This is a genomic window from Shinella sumterensis, from assembly GCF_004514425.2.
Classification (GTDB): Bacteria; Pseudomonadota; Alphaproteobacteria; order Rhizobiales; family Rhizobiaceae; genus Shinella; species Shinella sumterensis.
The window spans coordinates 25,381-47,193 of record NZ_MYFN02000014.1 but is presented as its reverse complement, the minus strand read 5'-3'; the positions used below and the strand labels follow the sequence as shown (position 1 = coordinate 47,193).

At 61.9% G+C, this 21,813-nt stretch carries 18 protein-coding genes and 1 pseudogene; 10 read left to right on the top strand and 9 right to left on the bottom strand.

Annotated elements, in window-relative coordinates:
- Positions 1-30 precede the first annotated feature (30 nt).
- The 3 genes from B5M41_RS21565 to B5M41_RS21555 form a co-directional block, all read right to left on the bottom strand.
- Positions 31-1,176, bottom strand: coding sequence for an ABC transporter ATP-binding protein (locus B5M41_RS21565; RefSeq protein ID WP_134650516.1), 1,146 nt, complete (start codon positions 1,174-1,176; stop codon positions 31-33).
- Positions 1,177-1,500: 324 nt separating this feature from the next.
- Positions 1,501-2,433 carry a PfkB family carbohydrate kinase gene (locus tag B5M41_RS21560; RefSeq protein ID WP_134650515.1) on the bottom strand — a complete coding sequence of 311 codons (933 nt, stop codon included), beginning with the start codon at positions 2,431-2,433 and terminating at the stop codon, positions 1,501-1,503.
- A 3-nt stretch (positions 2,434-2,436) separates the two neighbouring features.
- Positions 2,437-3,237: a beta/alpha barrel domain-containing protein gene (locus tag B5M41_RS21555; protein WP_134650514.1), complete on the bottom strand. Its 801-nt coding sequence runs from the start codon at positions 3,235-3,237 to the stop codon at positions 2,437-2,439.
- Positions 3,238-3,456: 219 nt separating this feature from the next.
- Here B5M41_RS21555 and B5M41_RS21550 point away from each other — a divergent pair, with 219 nt between their 5' ends.
- Positions 3,457-4,218, top strand: a complete 762-nt coding sequence (locus tag B5M41_RS21550; RefSeq protein WP_134650513.1) for a DeoR/GlpR family DNA-binding transcription regulator — start codon at positions 3,457-3,459, stop codon at positions 4,216-4,218.
- Between the two features lie 11 nt (positions 4,219-4,229).
- On the opposite strand, the gene B5M41_RS21545 is transcribed toward B5M41_RS21550, so the two are convergent.
- Positions 4,230-5,048 carry a sugar phosphate isomerase/epimerase family protein gene (locus B5M41_RS21545; RefSeq protein ID WP_134650512.1) on the bottom strand — a complete coding sequence of 273 codons (819 nt, stop codon included), beginning with the start codon at positions 5,046-5,048 and terminating at the stop codon, positions 4,230-4,232.
- 266 nt (positions 5,049-5,314) lie between these two features.
- On the opposite strand from B5M41_RS21545, the gene B5M41_RS21540 reads away from it, so the two are divergent.
- Both B5M41_RS21540 and B5M41_RS21535 read left to right on the top strand, forming a co-directional pair.
- A complete protein-coding gene (locus tag B5M41_RS21540; RefSeq protein WP_134650511.1) occupies positions 5,315-6,463 on the top strand; it encodes a Gfo/Idh/MocA family protein in 1,149 nt (382 codons plus the stop codon).
- On the top strand, positions 6,460-7,395 hold the full coding sequence (locus B5M41_RS21535) for an alpha/beta hydrolase (RefSeq protein ID WP_134650510.1): 936 nt from the start codon (positions 6,460-6,462) through the stop codon (positions 7,393-7,395). The genes B5M41_RS21540 and B5M41_RS21535 overlap by 4 nt, the downstream gene beginning before the upstream one ends.
- A gap of 2 nt (positions 7,396-7,397) precedes the next feature.
- Here B5M41_RS21535 and B5M41_RS21530 read toward each other — a convergent pair whose 3' ends face one another.
- Positions 7,398-8,432 carry a LacI family DNA-binding transcriptional regulator gene (locus B5M41_RS21530; protein WP_134650509.1) on the bottom strand — a complete coding sequence of 345 codons (1,035 nt, stop codon included), beginning with the start codon at positions 8,430-8,432 and terminating at the stop codon, positions 7,398-7,400.
- 326 nt (positions 8,433-8,758) lie between these two features.
- Between B5M41_RS21530 and B5M41_RS21525 the strand changes: the two genes are divergently transcribed.
- The 3 genes from B5M41_RS21525 (at position 8,759) to B5M41_RS21515 (ending at position 11,873) form a co-directional block, all read left to right on the top strand.
- Positions 8,759-9,997, top strand: a complete 1,239-nt coding sequence (locus B5M41_RS21525; protein WP_134650508.1) for an ABC transporter substrate-binding protein — start codon at positions 8,759-8,761, stop codon at positions 9,995-9,997.
- 85 nt (positions 9,998-10,082) lie between these two features.
- Entirely contained in the window at positions 10,083-11,021 is a 939-nt protein-coding gene (locus tag B5M41_RS21520) for a carbohydrate ABC transporter permease (RefSeq protein WP_134650507.1), read from the top strand.
- A 6-nt stretch (positions 11,022-11,027) separates the two neighbouring features.
- On the top strand, positions 11,028-11,873 hold the full coding sequence (locus B5M41_RS21515; RefSeq protein ID WP_134650506.1) for a carbohydrate ABC transporter permease: 846 nt from the start codon (positions 11,028-11,030) through the stop codon (positions 11,871-11,873).
- A 458-nt stretch (positions 11,874-12,331) separates the two neighbouring features.
- On the opposite strand, the pseudogene B5M41_RS21510 reads toward B5M41_RS21515, so the two are convergent.
- The 4 genes and pseudogenes from B5M41_RS21510 to B5M41_RS21495 all read right to left on the bottom strand — a co-directional run.
- A pseudogene (locus B5M41_RS21510) lies at positions 12,332-12,693 on the bottom strand (transposase); the annotation flags it as partial.
- A gap of 209 nt (positions 12,694-12,902) precedes the next feature.
- Positions 12,903-13,688, bottom strand: coding sequence for a pyrroline-5-carboxylate reductase (locus tag B5M41_RS21505; RefSeq protein WP_134652087.1), 786 nt, complete (start codon positions 13,686-13,688; stop codon positions 12,903-12,905).
- Between the two features lie 218 nt (positions 13,689-13,906).
- Positions 13,907-14,650, bottom strand: coding sequence for an SDR family oxidoreductase (locus tag B5M41_RS21500; RefSeq protein ID WP_134652083.1), 744 nt, complete (start codon positions 14,648-14,650; stop codon positions 13,907-13,909).
- Positions 14,643-15,392, bottom strand: coding sequence for an SDR family NAD(P)-dependent oxidoreductase (locus B5M41_RS21495; protein ID WP_134652081.1), 750 nt, complete (start codon positions 15,390-15,392; stop codon positions 14,643-14,645). Before B5M41_RS21495 ends, B5M41_RS21500 begins: the two co-directional genes overlap by 8 nt.
- A 96-nt stretch (positions 15,393-15,488) precedes the next feature.
- Here B5M41_RS21495 and ydiJ point away from each other — a divergent pair, with 96 nt between their 5' ends.
- From ydiJ to B5M41_RS21475, 4 genes are all read left to right on the top strand, one after another.
- The gene (ydiJ, locus tag B5M41_RS21490) at positions 15,489-18,536 is read left to right on the top strand and encodes a D-2-hydroxyglutarate dehydrogenase YdiJ (RefSeq protein WP_134652079.1); all 3,048 of its coding nucleotides are present in this window, start codon (positions 15,489-15,491) and stop codon (positions 18,534-18,536) included.
- 42 nt (positions 18,537-18,578) lie between these two features.
- Positions 18,579-19,310 carry a FadR/GntR family transcriptional regulator gene (locus B5M41_RS21485; protein ID WP_134652077.1) on the top strand — a complete coding sequence of 244 codons (732 nt, stop codon included), beginning with the start codon at positions 18,579-18,581 and terminating at the stop codon, positions 19,308-19,310.
- Positions 19,311-19,708: 398 nt separating this feature from the next.
- Complete coding sequence (locus B5M41_RS21480) at positions 19,709-20,824, top strand: branched-chain amino acid ABC transporter substrate-binding protein (RefSeq protein ID WP_134652075.1); 1,116 nt, start codon at positions 19,709-19,711, stop codon at positions 20,822-20,824.
- Positions 20,825-20,895: 71 nt separating this feature from the next.
- A complete protein-coding gene (locus B5M41_RS21475; protein WP_134652073.1) occupies positions 20,896-21,813 on the top strand; it encodes an ABC transporter permease subunit in 918 nt (305 codons plus the stop codon).

The following is a 21,813-nucleotide window of genomic DNA, read 5'->3' as shown; positions in this document are numbered from 1 at the left end:
TCGTTTACGGGCGACGCCGTCAATCGGCGCTCACAGGGCCGCGTGCGTCTGCGGGTTGAAGAAGTGCAGCTTGGCCGGGTCGATGGCGAGATCGATACGCTCGCCGGCCTTGATGGTGCTGGTGGCCTCGAATCTGGCAACCGCATTGGCCGCGCCGCTCAAATCCTCCACCGCATCGGGGTCGCCGGAATCGACCCGGGGCGCGTCGATCTTCAGGTGCACGATCAATTCCGAACCGAGTTCCTCGATCGTTCTCACCAGTGCGGGGATGGTAGGATAGGCCGCGCCCGACGGCAGTCGGCTATCATGAAGGTCTTCGGGGCGAATGCCGAAAACGACAGGCTTGCCGTCGAAGCCCGAAAGGCCCGGAACACGCTCCAGGACACTCGCCGGCAATGGAATGGAAAAGTCCGGAAGCCGGATCGAGCCGCCTTCCAGACGCCCTTCGAAAAGGTTCATCGAGGGAGAGCCGATAAAGCCTGCGACGAAGGCGTTGACCGGCTTGTGATACAGCGCCTTCGGCGTATCGACCTGCTGCAGCACGCCGCCCTTGAGCACCGCCACGCGGTCCCCCATGGTCATCGCCTCGGTCTGGTCGTGGGTGACGTAGATGGTCGTCACGCCCAGCTGGCGCTGCAGGCTGGCGATCTCGGCGCGCATCTGGACGCGCAACTTCGCATCGAGGTTGGACAGCGGCTCGTCCATCAGGAACGCGGCCGGCTCGCGTACCATGGCACGGCCCATCGCAACGCGCTGGCGCTGGCCGCCGGAAAGCTGCGCCGGCTTGTTCTGCAGCAGCGTTTCGAGCTGCAGGATCTTGGCGATCTCGTTCACCCGCTTGGTGCGTTCGGCCTTGTTCTTTCCCGCCAGCTTCATCGAGAAGGCGATGTTGTCGAAGACGGTCATGTGCGGATAGAGGGCGTAGCTCTGAAACACCATGGCGATGTCGCGATCCTTCGGCGGCAGATCCACGACGTCCTGATCCCCGATGCTCAGCGTGCCGCTGCTCACATCCTCCAGGCCGGCGATCATGCGCAGCGCCGTCGATTTTCCGCAGCCGGACGGTCCCACCAGGATCAGGAACTCGCCGTCATGGATCGTCAGGCTCAAATCCTTGATCGCATGAAAATTGTTCCCGTAGGTCTTGCAGATCTTGTCCAGCACAACCACAGCCACGGCATATCCTCCACTGTCCCAAACCCCGGCCGGCGGCCTCCACCGCCACCGTCCGGTTTTCGACAGAAGGCTCGGGCTAGCCGGGAAAGTCAAGATAGGAAGCGAGGCCACAGACAACTGAAGAAGCCAATTTCATCGCCAAGCCATTGGTATATAATTATTATTCCAAGATAAAAAAATCGTCAGCATGACATTTTATTTCTTTACGCGCGAAACTTTTACCACCCAGCACATTCCAGTATGGCCGGCGTCGACTTTACGCCAGCGCCGGCCGTATCGGCATGTCGATAGAGAAGCAAAGTATCGCGATGACGGACAAAACTGTTAAGCGCGAAGTGGCACGGGCACAGGCGCGGCCCCGTCCTTCATCCAGGAGAGACATACGGTCCGATCCGGCAGCCCCCTGCGACCGCCATGCGCCGTCACCGAGATAGCCGCTGCTGCCGCGGCGAACCGAACGCAATCGAGCGGGCGCGCGCCCTCTGCCAGCGCCAGCGCATAGGCGCCATGGAAGCAGTCTCCGGCACCGGTCGTATCCACCGCCTGGACCACATAGGCCGGCACATGCCAGAGAACTGGATCGTCTTTCTGCCGCACATAGCTGCCGCGGTCGCCGTCGGTGAGCACCACCGCCGAACGGTTTGGCGTCCAGAGCCCCTCGAGGAGAGCCGCAGGATCATCCTGCTTCAGGTAGGATCTGGCGAATGCGATCGGCAGCACGAGGTGGTCGGCGAGCGACAGGATCCGGTCGCTCGCGGGGCCGATAGCCCATTCGATATCAGCCACGATGGAAAGACCGAGATCGCGGGCCCGCTGGACCGCGGCTTCCGAATGGACGGCATAACCATCAATGAGCAGAACAGGCGCCTTTGCAAACACATCATCCGGCAGATCGGATGACGTGCCATGCAGCACGTCGTCGTCATAGGCGATAAAGCGCTCGCCGTCCGATCCGACGGTGATGACGGATCGGATGGGTACGGCGTCGGCGTGGCGGGGCGCAAACACGGTGCTGACACCCTCACGCTCCAGCTCACGCCCGCCGACATCGGCTTCCGGCGGATCACCGAGCCAGCCGATGAAGGCCGTGCGACCACCAAGGCGGGCGGCGGCAACCAGCGCCGTGGCGACATTGCCTCCGTGGTCGGAAGCACGCTTCGTCACCTTTCCCTTGCCGGCGGATAGGGGGCGGTCGACATAGACGATGTCGTCGACCGCCAGGGCGCCGAAACCCAGAACGTCAAAGACGCGTGGCACGGGTCACGCGCCGGCGGCTGCCAGCGCCTCCTCCGGCGCAAGGCCATCATGAATGACGAGCTTGAAGGCGCGTGCGGCCTTCGTCGTATCGCCATGGCCCCAGAGGTTACGTCCCACGACGGCGCCCCGTGCACCGGCACGCAGTGCGTCTGCGGTCTGTTGCAGTGCGCCGAGCAGCGTATCGGTCTTCGGCCCGCCGGCAATGACGATCGGAATGGGGCATGTGGCGACCGTGTCGCGGAAGGAGGCGAAGTCGCCGGTGTAACCGACCTTGACCACGTCGACGCCCGTCTCGTAGCCGATGCGGACCGCATAAGCGATCTCGTCGGGCGTAAAGACGATCTTGCCGCCATTGGCGAAGTCACGCGGATAGACATGGGCGATGACCGGCATTTCGAACCGCGCGGCGGCGTTCACCGTGTCGGTCAGCCAGCGGATATACTCGCCTTCCGTGTTGCCCCGGACCGGAATGGCGACGGCCAGCGCATCCGCGCCGTACCGCACGGCATCCTCCGGGGTGGCGATGAGCTGGCGGATCCGGTCGTCGGCCGTGAAGCAGCCGGCCTGGATCACCAGCGCGGCCTTGCCGGCGTAATCGGACCACAGGTGCCGCGCGGCGCCCGGCTGGATGCTGACATAGTCAGGCCCGCCGGCCATGACCCGGCTCAGAGCGCCCGGCAGGTCCGCAAGGCCGCCCTCGCGCACGTTGCCATAGCCGACAAAGTGATCGACGGCGCCACCGAACAGATTGCCCGAGGCGTTCGAAAACAGGCGGGAAAGACGAATTTTGGTTCCGAGACCCATGGAAAAGCTCCTCCGTTTTTTGCTGAACGGACCCTAACTCGAAAGCAAAACAACATTCAATCTTTCGATTTCTTTCATTTAACTCTTCGCATGCGATTTCTTCCTGTGTTATGCTGCATTAAATGGTGCGATCAGACATAGAAGGCGATCGCCAGAGAAAAATGTCTTTCGAAAATCGAAATAGCACCCTAAAGCGTCAATGACAGACGGAGCCGAGCCATGCTTGCAGAACAACGACGCCAGCAGATCCTGATCGAACTCCAGCGCATCGGGCAGGCCCGCACGCGCCAGCTTGCGGACCTGTTCGAGGTATCGGAAGTCACGATCCGCTCCGATCTCGACATCATGGATGGCAAGAAGCTGCTGATCAAAACCCATGGCGGCGCCATCGCCCTGCCCGCAGATTCGCCAGCCGCCGCCTTCGAGGAACGCATGCAGCGCAACTTCGATGCCAAGCGGCGCATCGCCCAGATGGCCGCCCGCCAGATCATCGACAACCAGTCGATCGTCTTCGACAGCGGCTCGACGCTGCTTCAGGTCGCCATGCAGATGCCGCCGGTGAAGAATGTCGTGGTGGCCACGACCGCCATGAACATCGCCCAGCACCTCATGTATCGTCCCGGCCTTGACGTGCATATGATCGGCGGTCGCGTGTTTCCAAGCACGGTCAGCACGATCGTTTCGGACTCCGACAAGGCACTCGGCGGCCTCGTCGCACATCAGGCTTTCGTCAGCGCGCATGCAATCGATTCATCCTTCGACGTGGTGGATGTGTCGGAGGATATCGCGCGCACCAAGCGCAACCTGGTGCGTATGGCACGCCGCGTCGTTCTGGTCGCCGATTCGAGCAAATGGGACATTGGCGCCTCCTCAAAGGCGTTTTCCCTGTCTCGCGTCGATCTCATCATTACCGACAGCAACATGCCGCACGGCATCCGGCACCGCCTGGAGAAACTCGGCGTCGAAGTTCGCTACGCCTGACGCGAGGTCGCTCAATGCCCGAGCGCGCGCAGCGTCTCACGGTTGACGCGGACGGCAGCGGCGGGATCTTCGCCGGCCTTGTCGGATTCCTCCTCCACGACGATCCAGCCGTTGAAGAGCGGGGCGGACCGCACGACGTCGATCACCGCCCGCACATCGCAGACGCCCGCGCCCAGCATGGCCCAGTCGCCCCTGGCATCGACATCCTTCAGGTGCACGTAACGGATGCGATCCCGGAAGGCCGCGAGCGTATCGCCCATGACCTGGCCGCCGCGCAGGATGTGGCCCGTATCCGGCACCCAGCCGACCTGCGGGTCGAGAAGAGCAAAGAGCGCGTCGTAATCCTCGCGGGTAAAGAGCAAGGTGTTGTGGTGCGAAGACGGATGCACGGCAACCGTGACGCTGGCCGCGCGACCGATCTCGCTCGCACGGTTGTAGCAATCGGCGGCAGCCGCAAATTTATCGGGCCGCGCCCCGGGCGACACCACCGTCGCCGACCCCATAGAGACGAGCGCACCCGGGAAATGCGCTGCAAAATCCACCCAGCGTCGCGCCGCCTCCAGATCGGCCGTCAGCTGTTCCGGCAGCGTGAAGCCGCTGGGCGAGCCGAAGGCGAAGGAAACCAGGCTGAGGCCTGCATCCGAGAGTGTGCGGGCAAAGGCATCGGGCCTGCCGGCATAGTCGCCGATCATCGTATCGGTGATTTCGATACCCGAATAACCGCCGGCCGCTATGGCGCGCACCAGATCGTCCGGACCGCCGGTCCACTTCGTGCCCAGCATTTCCCAGGTGAATGTCTGGCAGCCGATTTGCAGTTCTGCAGTCTTCATAACGTGGTCCTGACCTGTCGGTTGATCGTCGCATCGACACGGGAGAGCCCCTCTCGTCACAGGTTCGCCCGGCTCCGATCACCGGAATCCGCGCAGGGAACCTTCCGAAAATGCTAACACAAGAGGATGGCGACGCCTCCCAAACGTCTTGTCATTACGTAAGTTAAAATGTTACCGTGCGTCAACTTAATTCGCACTGCGCGATATGAAATAGCGCTTGAATTCTTTATTTTTCGCCGGCCAAAACAATGGGATAGTTGCAGCAGATGTCACAGAAGAGCGAACAGAAACTCAGGATTGGCGTGGTTGGTTGTGGCAACATATCGCTAGCCTATATGCGCAATGCCCCGCTTTTCCGTGATGTGGAGATCACGACCTGCGCGGACCTCAATCCAGAGGCTGCCAAGCGCCGAGCCGGGGAGTTCGGGCTACGCGCTACGGATGTCGATTCCCTGCTGGAAGACAAGGAAGTGGATCTGGTTCTCAACCTGACGATTCCGGCAGCGCATTTCGACATTTCGATGCGTGCGCTTTCGGCCGGCAAGCACGTCTTCACGGAAAAGCCGCTCGGCGTGAACGCCGAGGAAGGCCGCAAGCTGGTCGAGGCCGCCGCCACCCGAGGACTTGCCATCGGCTCGGCCCCGGACACCTTCCTTGGCGCTGCCGGCCGGCACGCACGTCGGTTGATGGAATCGGGCGTCATCGGCAACCCCGTTACCGGCACCGCTTTCATGATGGGGCGCGGCATGGAGCACTGGCATCCCGATCCGAGCTTCTATTATCAGCCCGGCGCCGGCCCGGTGATGGACATGGGCCCCTACTACCTGACCATGATGGTCAATCTGCTGGGGCCGGTGCGCCGGGTTCAGGCGGTCGCGACAAGTGGTCAGAAGGAGCGCGTGATCACCGCCGACGGCCCCAAGAAAGGCACTGCCTTCAAGGTCGGCACGCCAACCAGCGTGCTCTCGCTGCTGGAATTCGCATGCGGCGCAACCGTCACCTTCGGCGCGTCCTGGGACGTGTTTCGCCATTCCAACCACCCGATTGAATTGCATGGCACGGAAGGCTCGCTGCGTCTGCCTGATCCCGACAATTTCGGCGGCGTCATCGCCCTGTCGCGCCAGGGCGCGCCATGGGAGGAGACGGACACGGCCAGCGCCCTGTTCGGCGCCGTCAACTGGCCGGTCGCGGCACCGGACCGCGCCAATTATCGCATGCTGGGCCTTGCGGATCTCGCCCGTTCGATCGTCGAGGGCCGCGCGCCCCGCGCTTCCGGAAACCTGGCGCTCCACGTCCTCGAAGTCATGGAAGCAATCCTGCGGGCCGGTGAGACCGGCGTCGGGCAGGACATTGCCGGCAGGACGGAACAGCCGAAGGAGCTGCGCGAGGACGAAGCGCGGAGCCTGCTGGCGTGACGGGGCTCGACCCGTCCGCCACACGCGCCCTCGCCTGGCCTGGCGAACCGCAAAAACCCGTCGAGGACTGCACGCCCGAAGAAGCCCGCAAGCAATATCTCGACGGCTTCTCACGCCTGCAATGGCCCCTGGAGCCCGTCGGAGAAACGATCGAGCAAGATGCAGGCGGCATACGGGTGAAGATCTGGCGCGGTCAAGACGCGCAACATGAGGGGGCGCCCGCCCTGCTCTATCTGCATGGCGGCGGCTTCGTGATCGGCGCGCCGGAGACCCATGAGGATATTTGCCGCATCCTCGCCAATGCCGCAGGTGCCGTCGTGGTCTCGCCGGACTACCGGCTGGCTCCTGAGCATCCCTTCCCGGCGGCCATCGAGGATTGCGCAGCCACCCTCCACTGGATGAAAGAGCAGGCGGCATCCCTCGGCATCGACGCGACCCGTATTGTCGTCGCCGGTGACAGTGCAGGCGGCAATCTCGCCGCGGTCATCGCCCTTCTGGCGCGGGACCGTCAGGTTCCGGCCATCCTCGGCCAGGTGTTGATCTATCCCGTGACGGACCAGCAGCAGGCCTCGGACAGCTACCGTCGCTATGCAACCGATTTCGGCCTCACCGCAGAGGCCATGCGCTGGTTTCGCGATCACTACATGCCGGACGAAAACAGCCGGATGGACTGGCGCGCCTCGCCGCTCCTAGTACCCTCGCTACAAGGCGTCGCACCCGCTTTCGTCGTCCTGGCCGGCCATGACGTGCTGTTCGACGAAGGGCTGGCCTATGCGAAGCGCCTGGAGGCCGAAGCGAGCGCGCGTTGCCGCATCTGGCCGGGCCAGATCCATGGTTTCGTCTCGATGGGCCGTGCCATACCGGAAGCCCGGGAAGCTCTGGACGCCATCCTCGATGCCTGGCGCGGGATGGATCCCCGGCTTGGGACGTAAACTCAGGCGGATTCGCGCATCACGAGGGTTGCCTCGAGGATCACCCGCGAGGGCGCCACCTTACGGTCAGCCTCTTCATCCTCGACGCTTTTCAGCAGAAGCTCGACGGCTTTTGCCGCGATCTCGGGCGCGTTCTGGGCCATAGTGGTCAGCGACGGGCAGGTATAGCGGCTAAGCGGATGGTCGTCATGACCGGCGATACGGATATCGCACCCTTCCGCACGCCCGATCTTGAGCCCCGAGGCGAAAGCGGCAGCCATGGCGCCGAAGGCGAAGCGGTCGTTGGCGCACAGCAACGTCTTTCCGGGCAAGCCGCCCCGGGCAAACATCCGCTGCATCTGCTCGTAGCCGAGCCGCTCGAACTCCCATGATGGCGAGGACTCGCATTCGATCACCAGCGGCTCGTGTCCCTCGCGCCGCATCGTCGCACGGTAACTCTCCGTCCGCTCGTTGGTATTGGCCATCATGTGCGGCACGTCCAAGAACACCGGTGGCTCGCCGGAGCGGCACAGATATTGCACGATCGCCGCCACGCTCTGCGCGTTGTCGTTGCCCACGAAAGGCAGATCGAAAGCCGAAGGGCTATCGAAGCACACGACCGGGATTGCGTCCGTCAGGCGAGCCAGGGCCGATCGACGGGAGCCTGTGCCGAGCGGCGCGACGATCGCACCCGCCACCTTCAGCGAGAGAAGCGTCCGCACCGCCTCCTCCTCAAGCTCAGGTCTTGTGTGCGAAGAAATCTGCACGGGCCAGAACCCCTTGGCACGCAACTCCAGCTCGATGAGCGAAACCACCTGCACATAGAAAGGGTCGGACATGGTCGGGACGAGAATACCGATATTTTTCGTGCGCTTGCGATTCAGGTGCCTGGCAAAAAGGTTGGGCTCGAAGTTCGATTTTTTCAGCGCAGCCTCGATGCGCTTGCGCGTCACCTCCTTGATCTGCGTCGGGTCGTCGAAATATTTCGACAATGTCGGACGAGAAACGCCGCAGGCGGCGGCAAAGTCGTCCATCGATCTGTAAGTCTTTTTGGCCATTCCAATCCTCATCGCAGGCGCGCCACTCCATGGCCTAGCGTAGCCGCTTCAAGCGTCGCAAGTACGTGGTTTGCCGATGCGACGGCAAACTTTCGTTTATTTACGAAAGTAAAGAAAAAAGACTGCACAAGCAACAGAAACATTCATATAAAATTCGCGCGCGCAAATTTTTTTTATGCTATAAAATCATATGGTTATCCTATTTTTTACCCATTGTCATGCGCAATCCTGGAGCCGCCCCGTTGACAGTCGGATGTTTCCGGAAGCCTACTCGCCTCACGATCTTGGGAGAGGATCGATCACCTGAAGTCTAATGGGAGGTAGACATGAATATCAGCAAGACCCTGAAGACCGCCGCGGCGGTCTGGGCGCTCTGCGCCACCTCGGCCCTTGCCGACACCACCATCGAGTTCATCCAGTGGTGGGAACCCGAAATGCCCGCCGGCGCATTGCGCGGCATCATGGACGACTTCGAAGCCAAGAACCCCGGCATCAAGGTGACGCTCGTCAGCGGCCCCTATGCCACGACCCGCGACCAGATCGTCGTCGGCGCGGCCTCGGGCACGCTCAGCGACGTGGTCGGCCTCGACGGCGCCTGGGTCAACGGCTTGTCGAAGCAGGGCGCCATCGCCTCGATGGACGAACTGATGGAAAAGGCCAACTACGACAAGAGCCAGATCGCAGACATCGTCAAGGTCGACGGCAAGAGCGTCATGTTCCCGCTGGCCTCCTTCGTCTATCCGGTCTTCGTCAACATGGACATCGCCAAGGCGGCCGGCGTCGGGACGATGCCCTCGACCCGCAGCGAATTCGCCGAAGCCGCCAAGAAGATGACGGACGCCTCGAAGAACCAGTACGGCTGGGTGCTGCCGCTGTCGCTGCAGTCGCCAAGCGGCATTCAGAACGACGTGATGTCCTGGGTGTGGGCCTCCGGCGCCTCGATGATGAAGGACGGCAAGCCCGACCTCGAAAACGAGGCTGTGGTCGGCACGCTGGAATATATCGAGAAACTGAACAAGGACGGCGTGATCTCGCCCGGTATCTTCGCCAAGAAGGAGCAGGACAAGGTCGAGGAATTCGTCAACGGTCGCGTCGGCATGATGGTCGATACGCTCGCCCACGTGAACCTGATCCGCGAGCGTAACCCGAAGCTGAACTTCGGTATCTCCGCCCTGCCCGCCGCCGACGGCTACACCGGCAAACGCGGCATGCCTTATGCTTCCTGGGGCATCGGCATCAGCGAAGGCAGCGAGCACAAAGAGGAGGCCTGGAAGCTGGTCGAATTCCTGATGAGCCCCGAGGTCAACGGCAAGCTCGTCTCCATTGCCAACGCCTTCCCGGGCAACGTTCACGCCAAGCCCGACTTCGTGGCCTCCGACCCGATCTTCGCCGAAGCCTTCAAGATCTACCAGAGCGGCTATCCGGCGAACGAATTCGTTGGCCTGCCGGTCGCCGAAGAGCTGATGCGCAACATGAACGTCGAAGTGCAGAAGATGTTCGACGGCGGTCAGAGCGCCAAGGATGCCGCCGCCAACACGCAGAAAGCCTGGCTCGCCAAGTTCTAAGCCGGCGCATGCTCAACGACACCGGCAGCGCCGACGCGGCTGCCGGTGTCCGTCGTCAATTCCCGGCAGATCGGACAGTCACGTCATGAACCGCTCCATAACCGCTCCGGCCCCCGCACTGTCGAAGGCAGGCAGGAAGGGCAAACTCAGCTACAAGACGCTGCGCAAGCTGGTGCCCTATCTCTATGTGACGCCGGCCACGCTTCTTCTCGTTCTGCTGATGCTTTTTCCGATGGCGATGGTGCTGCGCTACTCGCTGATGGACGGCGCCATCATGAAGCGGGACGCCGCCTTCGTCGGGCTGCAGAACTACATCACCATCTTCCAGAATCCGGTTTTCTGGCAGTCGCTGTACCAGACGCTCTACTTCACAGTGATGAGCGTGGTGTTCCATTTCGTGCTCGGCCTCGCCTTCGCGATGCTGCTCAATACCAACCGTGTCGATCCGACGATCCGCAGCATCCTGCGCGTGCTCTTCATCCTGCCCTGGCTGTTCACCGCCGTCATCATCGCTATCATCTGGCGCCTGCTGCTCGACCCGAACGGTGTGGTCAACAGCGTGCTGATGGCGCTGCACATCATCGACTTCAAGGTCGAGTGGTTCTCCTCGACCAAGACGGCGATCCATGCGCTGACCTTCGCCAATATCTGGGCGGGCTATCCGCTCTTCATGGTCAGCCTGCTTGCGGGACTTCAGGGCATCTCCAAGGAACTCTACGAGGCGGCCGGCATCGACGGCGCAAACGAGTTTCAGAAGTTCTGGCACATCACCATTCCACAGCTCATGCCGATCATCATCAGCATCGCGCTGCTCGACTTCATCTGGACCATGCAGGTCTTCCCCCTCGTCTGGATGACGACCGGCGGCGGCCCGATCTATGCGACGGAAATGCTGTCCACCTTCACCTACAAGCTGGCTTTCGCCCAGTACGAGTTTTCGCTGGCTTCGGCGAGCGCCATCGTCATCCTCCTCATCTCGATGAGCGTGACGTACTTCTACATCAAGCATCAGCAGCGCAGGTAGACGACCATGGCAAAGCGTTCTCTCAAAAACTCGGTCCTGCCGACCGTTCTGACGTATCTTGGCCTGGCGATTGGCCTGGTCTTCGCAGCCTTCCCGATCGTCTGGATGTTCTTCAGTTCCCTGAAGTCGAACACCGAAATCTTCGCCCTTCCGCCAAAGCTGCTGCCGGACGATTTCACGATTTCCGCCTATCTGACGATCTTCAACGACCCGACGAAGGTCCGCTTCTTCATCAACAGCTATTTCGTCGCCGGTGTGGTGACGGCGCTGACGCTGTTCATCGCAATCCTTACCGCCTACGCCTTTAGCCGCTACTCCTTCCGCTTCAAGAACACGTTGAACATCTTCATCATCAGCACGCAGACGGTGCCGCCGATCACGCTTCTCATCCCCTATTTCGGCATGGTGGTGGCGTTCCGGATTTTCGACACCTACCTGGCGCTGATCCTGACCTACCTGGTCTTCACCCTGCCCTATGCCGTCCTGCTGATGACCGGCTACCTGAACACGTTGCCGAAGGAACTGGACGAAGCGGTTCTGGTCGACGGCGGCTCGAGCTGGACGGCGCTGTGGCGGGTGATCGTTCCCGTCTCGATACCCGGTATTGTCGCGACCGCCGTTTACACGTTCCTGCTGGCCTGGAACGAGTTTCTCTTCGCGCTGACTCTGACCAAGTCGATGGACCTGCGCACGGTGCCGATCGGCATCCAGCTTCTCATGGGGCAGCATGCCTTCGAGTGGAACGAGATGATGGCGATGAGCGTGCTGGGGTCGCTGCCGTTGTTGGTCCTTTACTTGGTCGCCCAGCGCTACTTTTTGGCCGGCATGACGGCGGGCTCGGTCAAGAGCTGACTCGATACACCTGAAATTGAATTCGCCCCCGTCCGCGCGATGAGGAATTAGCAGGCCTTGAACCACTTGGAACCTCCTGGCAGTCGTTCGCGACCTCAAACGACGGAGAAAAGGAAGAGCTTGATCGCCACCGACCCCGAACGACATCTATCTTGAGCTCGTCGCGGGTCGTGTTCCCAGAGCATCACAAAACGCCATAGTGCCAGAGAATATTCGCCGAGGATTCGCGCCAGCGGTCGTCCAGCACACCCTCGAAGATGCGAATGTTTGGGGCCGGTCCGGCGGCGGCGGCAGCGACCGTAAGTGAAAAGCCGCTCGCATTGCCAAGGCTCCAGAAGCGATGGCGTGTCGGCGAATGACTGCGCAAACGTCGTCGTCAGGTGTCCATTTTCCCCAAACCGGAAGGCGATATCGGACAGCGGAATGGAGAGCCCCATGCCGCGTGCCTTTGTGTACGCCCAGGTGTAAAATCCACTCGGGTGAACCCGCAGAAGGCGGCACATCGTCCGCACCGAAAACTGCAAGCGATGCAGAGCAATGAACGCGTACTTCACTTTGCATCCCTGGCGAAATACGCGGCCGCTTTTTTTAGGATGTCTCGCTCCTCGGTGACGCGAGCCAGTTCCTTCTTCAGCCGCCTGATCTCCTCGGCCTCGTCGTTGCCCTTGGCGTTCGACGCCGCAAACTTCTTCTTCCATTCATACAGGGAATGCTGGCTCACGCCGAGACGCTGAGAAACCTCCGCAACCGGATAGCCTCGCTCCGTGATCTGACGCACGGCGTCGCGCTTAAAATCTTCGCTGAAATTCGATTTGCTCATGATGCTCTTCCTGCCTCAAAAGCAGGAAAGAAGGCGTCTACAAATCCAGGGGCTATTCAGAGCGCTGTCGCTGTTCGCGCCATTTGAGTTCGATCAGACAAGCCCGACGGCGGTGGTGGCCGAGCGCCCGCCTGTCCAATCTTCCGATGCACGTGAATCGCTTGGGTTCCGGGTCCGCCGTTCATCGCTTGAAGTTGGGTGAGCCAATCTCAGCGCGCTTGGATTCGGGCCAAGACGACATCGAGGGCGCATGACAGGGCATCAAGGCCACCACTATCCCGGAACTGCGCAAACATATGCTCATTCAGTCCACCCTTGGTGGAATACTCGTGGCGGAGATTTACCAGAGGCGTCAATGGATTGCGAAACGCGACCGTTGAGAGGCTCAGAAAATGCTGTGCGAGATATTTTCGCGCACTTTCCTGCGGCAGGCCGTTTGACTGCATCCAGCCGACAACGTGGTCCATGATGCCGAAGTAGGAGCCCATCAGCGCGCTTGCCGCGGCCAGAACGTCGAACTCCTCGATGGTCTTGCAGGCGACGGCCGTTCCCAATGGGGAAAAGAAGGCTTCGACGTCCGGGTCTGGCGGGAAGATCGTCGTGACGCCGCTGCGGCTCGCGACGAACGGCAGCGGCACCGCACGCACGAGATTGACGGGAACGCCGATCATCTCGCGCAGGGTCGCATGATCGATCGTCGCAATCAGGCTGACGACTTGCTGGCCAGGACGGAAGCGGAGGGCGCGCACGACCTCCTCGGCGACATCAGGCCGGACCGCAAGGAAGAGCAGATCTGCGGCATCGACCACATGCTGGTTGTCGGCAGCAACGGTTACCCGCGACGAGAGCGCCGCGAGATGCGCGGCGGTTTTTGCGGAGCGGGGCGATACGATGATTTCGGGTGCCGGCTCCTCGCCTGAGACGAGCCCCGTCACAATTGCTTCGGTGATCGTGCCGGTACCAATGAAGCCAAGCCGCGGCTTTGAGAATGCCATGAAACGTCAGTCCTCGGCGGGATTATGAAAGCCAGGCGGAAGGTTGAAGCCAGACGTGGATGCCGGCGGTTCCGCATGGACCTCCGGCCGCGGCTTCGGGATCATCGCATGCGCCGCAACGACAGAGCGGATCGCTACGGGACGATAATTCCGCAAGAGGTCCGGCCGACACTGTTCCTCAGACGCCCTGCTGGTCATGCCCGCTCCTCCCGCTGACATCACTGTGCCTCGAATTTAACCATTGTACCACCACCTGTCGCCTGGTCCGTCGGGAAGACTTCGACGCGGGCGACATCGACATAGACCGGAAGATCGATAACATCATTGACGATGCGCGCGATATGTTCCGGCTGGATCGGTCGGTAGCCGTCATAAAGCAGGGCCTGCGCCTTGTTGTCGGCAATCGATGTCCGGTAGAGGTCGGTCTGAACGCGGCCCGGCACGATCTCGCTTACCCGTACGGAGGTACCGAGCAGGTCGCAACGCAGGTTGTCGCAGAACAGGCTGAGTCCGGCCTTCGAGGCGCCATAGGCACCCATGCTCGGATAGGGCGCCTGGCCTCCGCTTGAGCCGATATAGATGAGGTGGCCGCGCTTACGCGCCACCATACCCGGCAGCATGATGCGCGTTAGATGCAGCGGCGCCTTCAGGTTGACGTCGATCATCGCGTCGATCTCGGCGGGATCAATCTCCTGGAACGCCGCGCGGGTCGAAAGAATTCCAGCATTGTTGACGAGGATGTCTACCTCAACGCCATTGAGCGCTTCGGCGATTTGCGCGGTGTCGCGCACATCGGCCTGAATGGGGATAGCACCGGTTGCCGCCGCCAGCGCAGCAAGCTGCGTTTCATTGCGGCCGACGGCATAGACGATGAGGCCACGAGCGCGCAGCATGGGCACGATGGCCTTGCCGATGCCACTGGTGGCGCCGGTGACGACGGCGACACGATAGGCGTCAGACATAGATGTAGCCCCCGCTGATCACGACATTCTCGCCGGTGGCATAGGTGTTGCGGCTGGAGGCCATCATGACGATCCACTCGGCCATCTCGACGGGTTCCGCGGCACGGCCGAGCGCGCTCGCCTTGGCAAGTTCCGGCAGGAAACCGAGTTCCTTGGCGCGATCGGTTGCGAAGCCGGCCGGCGCTACGGAGTTTACCAGGATCTGGTCTGCGGCACATTCTTGCGCGAAGGATTTGGTGAGGCTGACGACGGCAGCCTTGGTGGCGGCGTAATGGGCGTTCTGCGGATGAGCCTTGAAGGCATCGACCGAGGTTACATTCACGATGCGTCCGGTCACCTCCGGCGCACTGACGAATTGCCGCATATGGCGCACCGCCGCCACCATCATGTGATAGGTGCCCTTGATGTTGATGGCGTTTTCGAGATCCCAGTCGTCGTCGGAAATCTCGAGGATCGGCTTGCGCGGATAGATCGCCGCACTGTTGACCAGCGCATGGATGCGGCCGAGCTTCTTCGCCACCGCCCCGAAGCCCCCATGCGCCGTGTCGGCGCGGGAAATGTCGGCGACCGCGGTCGCAACCTCTGCGCCCATCGCCTCAAGTTCCGCAGCAGACGAGGCGAGGAGTGCCTCGTTGCGATCGATGAGCCCGATCTTCGCAGCACCGCGGTCGACCATCAGCCTTGCAGTCACGAGCCCAAGCCCCGAGGCGCCGCCGACGATGACAACAGACTGGCTCTTCATGTTCGGACCTCAGGGATTTGGGTTGCGTGGCCATATTGGCATGTTATCACTTATATGCCAACTCATACGAAGCACAAGCCCCTTTTGGACGTCGAGATGATCCCTCGCCTTGCCGCAGCCCACCCTGACGCTTCGCCCGCGGTTGCGTTTCTCGCGCATCTCGCGGGCATGGGCCTCGAAGGTGAGATTGGCCGAACGGCGGCGGAGCGCAATGTCTTCGCTACGGACAATTCCATCTATCAGGTGGAACCGGCAGCCGTCATTTTCCCAAGGAATTCCGACGATCTCAAGCGCATAGCCAAGGCTCTCGCCCGACCGGAATTTACCGATATCAGCATCGCCCCGCGCGGCGGCGGAACGGGAACGAACGGCCAGTCGCTGACATCGGGCATCGTTGTCGATTGTTCGCGGTATATGAACCGCATCCTGGAGATCGATCCGGTACGCCGCATCGCAAGGGTGGAGGCAGGCGTCGTCAAGGACCAGCTCAACAAGGCGCTGGCGCCGCATGGCTTGTTCTTCGCACCCGAGCTTTCGACCTCCAACCGGGCGACGATCGGCGGCATGATCTCGACCGATGCCTGTGGCCAGGGCTCCTGCCTTTATGGCAAGACCAGCAATCATGTACTTGGCCTGCGCGTCGTGCTGGCCGACGGAACCGACTTCCTCTCCCGACCGGTACGCGAAGAGGAATTGCGCGCGCTCCAGGCGCGGCGTGACCGGATCGGCGATATCCACCGCACCCTCGCTCGGATCGCCAACGACGATCGCGCCGAGATCGAGCGCATCTTCCCGAAACTCAATCGCTTCATGACCGGCTACGACCTCGCCCATCTGTGGCGCGACGACGGCCTTTTCGATCTGAACGCGGTGCTCTGCGGGTCAGAGGGCACGCTGGCGATGATCGCCGAGGCAGAGCTGAACGTGCTGCCGATCCCGGCGCATGCCGCGCTCGTCAACATCCGATACGACAATTTCAACGCGGCACTGGAGGATGCCCGCAATCTCGTGACACTCGGTGTCGCCTCTGTCGAGACGATCGATGAAACATTGCTGCGGCTGGCCAAGGGCGATATCGTCTGGCCGCACATCGCCGCCTTTTTCCCCGACGATGCTGACGGACCGGCCAACGGCATCAACATCACGGAGATCCTGGCGGATACGCCCGAGGAACTTGCCGAAAAGCTTTCCGGCGTGACGGCAGCCCTCCAAGACCGTCCCTTTGCTGGCCGTAAAGGTTTTACGGTCACGCAGGGAAAAGCCGAAATCGAGGCCGTCTGGACGATGCGAAAACGGTCGGTCGGCCTGCTCGGCAATGTCGAGGGGCCGGTGCGGCCGGTGCCCTTCGTCGAGGATACCGCTGTTCCACCGGAAAACCTCGCCGCCTATATCCGCGAATTCCGGGCGGCGCTCGATCAAGAAGGCCTCACCTATGGCATGTTCGGCCATGTCGATGCCGGGGTGCTTCATGTGCGCCCGGCGCTCGATCTCACCCGCCCCGAACACGCCGCGCTGGTGCGCCGCATCAGCGATGCCGTCGTGGCGTTGACGCGCAAATATGGTGGCGTGCTTTGGGGGGAACACGGCAAAGGCATGCGCTCGGAATATGTGCCAGAATTCTTCGGAGCGCTCTATCCGCGCCTGCAGGAGATCAAGGCGGCCTTCGATCCGCTCGGGCAGCTCAATCCTGGCAAGATCGTCGCGCTCGCCGGCCGCAGCCTGCCGAAGATCGATGCCGTCCAACTGCGGGGCTCGCTTGACCGTGACATCGGCAACGACATCCGCGCCGCCTTCGACAATGCGGCCTATTGCAATGGTAACGGCGCCTGCTTCGATTTCGACGCGGACAGCCTCATGTGCCCCTCCTACAAGGGGACGCGCGACCGGCGCTTCTCGCCGAAAGGACGCGCCTCTCTGATGCGCGAATGGCTGCGGCGCCTTGCCGAAAAGGGTGTCGACGCGCGCCGCGAGGTCGCTCGGCGATACCCGTTTGGCATCGTAAGCCGCCTGTGGAACAGCATCAGTCCCGCCAATCGCGAGGATTTTTCCCACGAAGTGCGCGCGGCAATGGACAACTGCCTCGCCTGCAAGGCATGTGCGGGGCAATGTCCCGTCAAAGTGAGTGTTCCAGCCTTCCGCTCCAAGTTCCTCGCGCTCTATTATGGGCGCTACCTGCGGCCACTGAAGGACCCGCTGGTCGCCGCCATCGAAAGCACCCTGCCGCTGATGGCGCGGATGCGGCCATTCTACAATGCCGTCGCCGGGACCCAGATAGGCCAGGCCGTGATGCGGCGCGCAGGCCTCACGGCACTGCCCCTTCTTCCACCCCTATCGCTGCGCCGAAAACTTGCGGCCCAAAACGTGCCCGTCGCCACGCCAGCACTGCTCGCGCGCCTCGACAAAGGGGCGCGGGCCAAGGCCGTCATCTTCGTGCCGGATGCCTTCACCGAGCATTTCGACCCACAGGTTCTTCTCGATGCCGTGGAAGTGGCGCGGCTGCTGGGACTGGCCCCCCTCATCGCGCCGCCGCTGGTCAATGGCAAGGCGCTGCATGTGCATGGCTATCTCGGCGCCTTCGAGAAAGTGGCCCGCCGCACCGCTGCGGCCATCGACGGGCTGGCGGAAGGCGGCGTGCCGCTGGTCGGTATCGATCCGTCGATGACCCTCACCTTCCGCAGCGAGTATTCCGGCACCGGAATGAAGGGACGTGTCCTGCTGCCGCAGGAATGGCTGGCCACCATTCTCGACCGCCTTCCCTCTCCTGCTGTCGAGGAGCGCAGGCGCATCCACCTGATGGCCCATTGCACGGAGCGCACCAATGCACCGGCGGCCGTTGGCCAGTGGAAGACCATTTTCGATAAACTCGGCATCGAGCTCGTCGTGGACGACGTCGGCTGCTGTGGCATGGCGGGCACCTTCGGCCATGAGGTCCGCAACCGCGCGCTCTCCGAAACTCTCTATGCCATGAGCTGGAAGCCCGCGCTGGCCGCACCAGATCGGGTCGATCTGGTGATGGCGACGGGATATTCCTGCCGGTCGCAGGTTAAGCTGATGGACGGGGTGAAGCTTCCCCATCCCCTTCAGACCATCCTCACCGCCCTCCAGGCCCCGAACCCTTCCCCTGGAGAGAGATGGGACGTATGATGTGTGACAAATTAGAAGATTAAGGGCAGAGGCTGTATCGGAATGTCGGTTATCACGCAGCGCGGCAATCTCGGTGAAATCGTCGTCGCCAAGCTGACCGAGCGTATCGATTCCGGACTGTATGCTCCGGGCGAAAAAATCCCGTCCAGCGCGCAGCTCTGCGAGGAATTCGGCGTTTCGCGCACCGTCATCCGGGAGGCCCTGACCTCGCTGAAGGTCGCGGGCCGCGTCATCACCCGTCAGGGCGCCGGCGCCTACGTGACGGAGAAGGACGCCAGAACACTGAATTTCGAAATCAGCCGCATCGACGACATCCGCTCGGCCATGCAGATCCTGGAGCTGCGGCTCGGCGTGGAGATGCAATCTGTGGCGCTTGCCGCCCAGCGCCGTACGCCAGAGGCTCTGGCCGAGATCGCCCGCGCCTTCGACAATATCGAAAACCTCGACACGGATGACGCCGAGGTCGAGGCGCGCGCCGATTTCGAATTCCACCTCGCCATCGCCAAAGCAACGCGCAACCCGCATTTCCCGCGTTTTCTGGAGGCGGTCATGGGCGAGATCAATTTCGATCTCGTTCTCAAGCACAGCCAGTCCGGCCGCTCCTACAATGCCTATCTGAAGAAGATCAACAAGGAGCACGCCGCGATCCTCGCGGCGATAACGCAAGGCGACACCAAGACGGCGAAACAGGCGCTCTCTGCCCACCTGGAAGAAAGCCTCAACCGCTACCGGGCCCTGCTCGCCGAGCCTGCGGGCGCCACGGCCAAGGTATGACCCCTTCCCTGCCGATCAAAAGACAAGACGTCCTTTGACGGACCATCCCGCCGCACGGCTCCCGGTCGCGGGATCACCCGCATTTCTGTGCGCCGCTCCGGCCTCCCGATAGCGCCAACTTCGTCAAGGACAGCTTGTCGATTGACGGAATTTCTTACGCAGGTCCGCCTGCGGGGCAGCCATATACTCTCTGCAGTGGCGAAGAAACTTGAAAGCGACCTCCACACGACAAGCGCGTGGAGCGCAGACCGGGATGGGCACATCACTGTCTCCTGTTATCCCGCCCTCCAGGGTTGAGGCAGGCCGAAAGCCGGCATTTGCCCCTGCAATCACAAGATATGCGGAACGAACCGCATCCCAGTGAAGAGATCATGGCTTAACCAGAGGGAAGCCCACACATGACACGGATTTCGAAGTTCCTGGCGGCGACCGCCATCGCCTCCTCCCTGTTCCTTGCGCCGGCCTTTGCCGCCGACACGATCAAGATCGGCGTCGCCGGTCCTTATACCGGCGCCAACGCCACTTTTGGTGAGCAGGTCTATAATGGCGTTTCCACCTATGTGAACGAAGTGAACGCCGCAGGCGGCATCAACGGCAAGCAGGTCGAGCTTGTGAAGGGCGACGACGCCTGCGAACCCAAACAGGCTGTGGCCGTCGCGAACCGCTTCGTTGACCAGGACAAGGTACAGGCGGTGATCGGCCACTTCTGCTCGTCAAGCACGATCCCGGCCTCCGAAATCTACAACGACGCCGGCATCCTCGAAATGACGCCGTCCTCGACCAATCCCACCGTGACCGACCGCGGCTTCGACAACCTGTTCCGCGGCTGCGGCCGTGACGACCAGCAGGCCGTCGTCGCCGCCGGTTTCATCCTCGACACGCTGAAGCGCGACAAGATCGCCCTCATCCATGACAAGGACACCTATGGTCAGGGCCTCGTCGACGCCGTCAAGAAGACCATGGAAGAGCGCGGCGTAGAGCCGGTCCTTTATGAAGGCCTGACGCGCGGCGAACGCGATTTCAACGCCCTCGTTACCAAGATCAAGAGCACTGGCGCCAATGCCGTCTATTTCGGTGGCCTCATTCCGGAGGGCGGCCCGCTGGTACGCCAGTTGAAGGAACAGGGCGTCGACGTGGTCTTCGTGACCGGCGATGCCTTCGCCCAGGCCGAACTCATCGCGGCCGCCGGCGGACCGGCCAACCTGAAGGATGTCTATTACTCCGCGACCCCGGACCCGCTCGCCGACCCCTCGACCAAGGGCGTGCAGGACGCACTGACCAAGGCAGGCGTCACGCCCGCCAACTATGTGCTCTACGGCTATGCCAATGCCCAGGCTGTCGTCGCGGCGCTGAAGGCCGGCGAAGACCTCGATACCCAGGCCGCCTGGCTGCGCGCCAACACGGTCGATTCCGCCATCGGCAAGATCAGCTGGGACGAGAAGGGCGATATCAAGGACTTCAAGTTCGTCTTCTATAACTTCGACGACAAGGGAACCCCCGTTCTCGTGAAGTAAGGGCGATCCGCTCATACCGGCCGGGCTATCGTCCGGTCGGCTCTCCGCGCCTATTTTCAGGGGGTCCGCGTATGGATGCCTACATCCTCGTCCAGCAATTGTTCAACGGCATCACGCTCGGCACGATCTATGGCCTGATCGCCGTCGGTTACACCATGGTCTATGGCGTTATCCGGATGATCAACTTCGCCCATGGTGACGTCTACATGGTCTCGGCCTACATCGCCGCGATCGCGCTTGCCGTCCTCACCTTCTTCGGCGTGCAGTCCGTGCCCTTCGCACTGATCTCGGTGCTGGTCATCACCTGCGTCATCACCGCTGTCTACGGCTGGGCCATCGAGCGCGTCGCCTATCGGCCGTTGCGCGGATCCACCAAGCTCGCCCCTTTGATCTCGGCCATCGGCATTTCGCTGATGTTGCAAAGCTATGTGCAGATCGCCCAAGGCGCGCGCGACCAGGGCGTTCCCACGCTCATCAGCGGCGCGTTCCGCTTCGGTGACGGTGTCCATTTCGCCCAGATCACCTACATGCAGACCGTAATCCTCTTCGCCTCGCTGATCGCCATGGGCATCCTGACCTATGTCATCAATTACACGCGGATCGGCCGCGAGTGCCGTGCGGTCCAGCAGAACATCCGCATCTCGGCCGTGCTCGGCGTCAACACAGATCGCATCATCTCCACCGTCTTCGTCATCGGCGCCGCGACGGCTGCCGTCGGCGGTGTGCTCGTCACGTTCAACTACGGTTCTTTCAATTTCTTCATCGGCTTCGTCATGGGCATCAAGGCCTTCACTGCGGCTGTGCTGGGCGGCATCGGCTCGTTGCCAGGCGCCGTACTTGGCGGCGTGCTGCTTGGCCTGACGGAAGCGTTGTTCGCCGGCTATGTCAGCACAGATTACAAGGACGTCTTCGCCTTCGCACTCCTCATCGTTCTCCTGTTCTTCCGCCCCTATGGCCTGCTTGGCCGGCCGGAAATCCAGAAAGTGTGA

Bases quoted from the DNA above. Each gene is read 5' to 3' on its own strand.
- B5M41_RS21495 (WP_134652081.1), bottom strand. From the start codon at position 15,392: ATGAAGAGCCAGTCTGTTGTCATCGTCGGCGGCGCCTCGGGGCTTGGG.
- B5M41_RS21505 (WP_134652087.1), bottom strand. From the start codon at position 13,688: ATGGCATTCTCAAAGCCGCGGCTTGGCTTCATTGGTACCGGCACGATC.
- B5M41_RS21525 (WP_134650508.1), top strand. From the start codon at position 8,759: ATGAATATCAGCAAGACCCTGAAGACCGCCGCGGCGGTCTGGGCGCTC.
- B5M41_RS21485 (WP_134652077.1), top strand. From the start codon at position 18,579: ATGTCGGTTATCACGCAGCGCGGCAATCTCGGTGAAATCGTCGTCGCC.
- B5M41_RS21515 (WP_134650506.1), top strand. From the start codon at position 11,028: ATGGCAAAGCGTTCTCTCAAAAACTCGGTCCTGCCGACCGTTCTGACG.
- B5M41_RS21475 (WP_134652073.1), top strand. From the start codon at position 20,896: ATGGATGCCTACATCCTCGTCCAGCAATTGTTCAACGGCATCACGCTC.
- B5M41_RS21520 (WP_134650507.1), top strand. From the start codon at position 10,083: ATGAACCGCTCCATAACCGCTCCGGCCCCCGCACTGTCGAAGGCAGGC.
- B5M41_RS21550 (WP_134650513.1), top strand. From the start codon at position 3,457: ATGCTTGCAGAACAACGACGCCAGCAGATCCTGATCGAACTCCAGCGC.
- ydiJ (WP_134652079.1), top strand. From the start codon at position 15,489: ATGATCCCTCGCCTTGCCGCAGCCCACCCTGACGCTTCGCCCGCGGTT.
- B5M41_RS21500 (WP_134652083.1), bottom strand. From the start codon at position 14,650: ATGTCTGACGCCTATCGTGTCGCCGTCGTCACCGGCGCCACCAGTGGC.
- B5M41_RS21540 (WP_134650511.1), top strand. From the start codon at position 5,315: ATGTCACAGAAGAGCGAACAGAAACTCAGGATTGGCGTGGTTGGTTGT.
- B5M41_RS21555 (WP_134650514.1), bottom strand. From the start codon at position 3,237: ATGGGTCTCGGAACCAAAATTCGTCTTTCCCGCCTGTTTTCGAACGCC.
- B5M41_RS21530 (WP_134650509.1), bottom strand. From the start codon at position 8,432: ATGGCCAAAAAGACTTACAGATCGATGGACGACTTTGCCGCCGCCTGC.
- B5M41_RS21480 (WP_134652075.1), top strand. From the start codon at position 19,709: ATGACACGGATTTCGAAGTTCCTGGCGGCGACCGCCATCGCCTCCTCC.
- B5M41_RS21545 (WP_134650512.1), bottom strand. From the start codon at position 5,048: ATGAAGACTGCAGAACTGCAAATCGGCTGCCAGACATTCACCTGGGAA.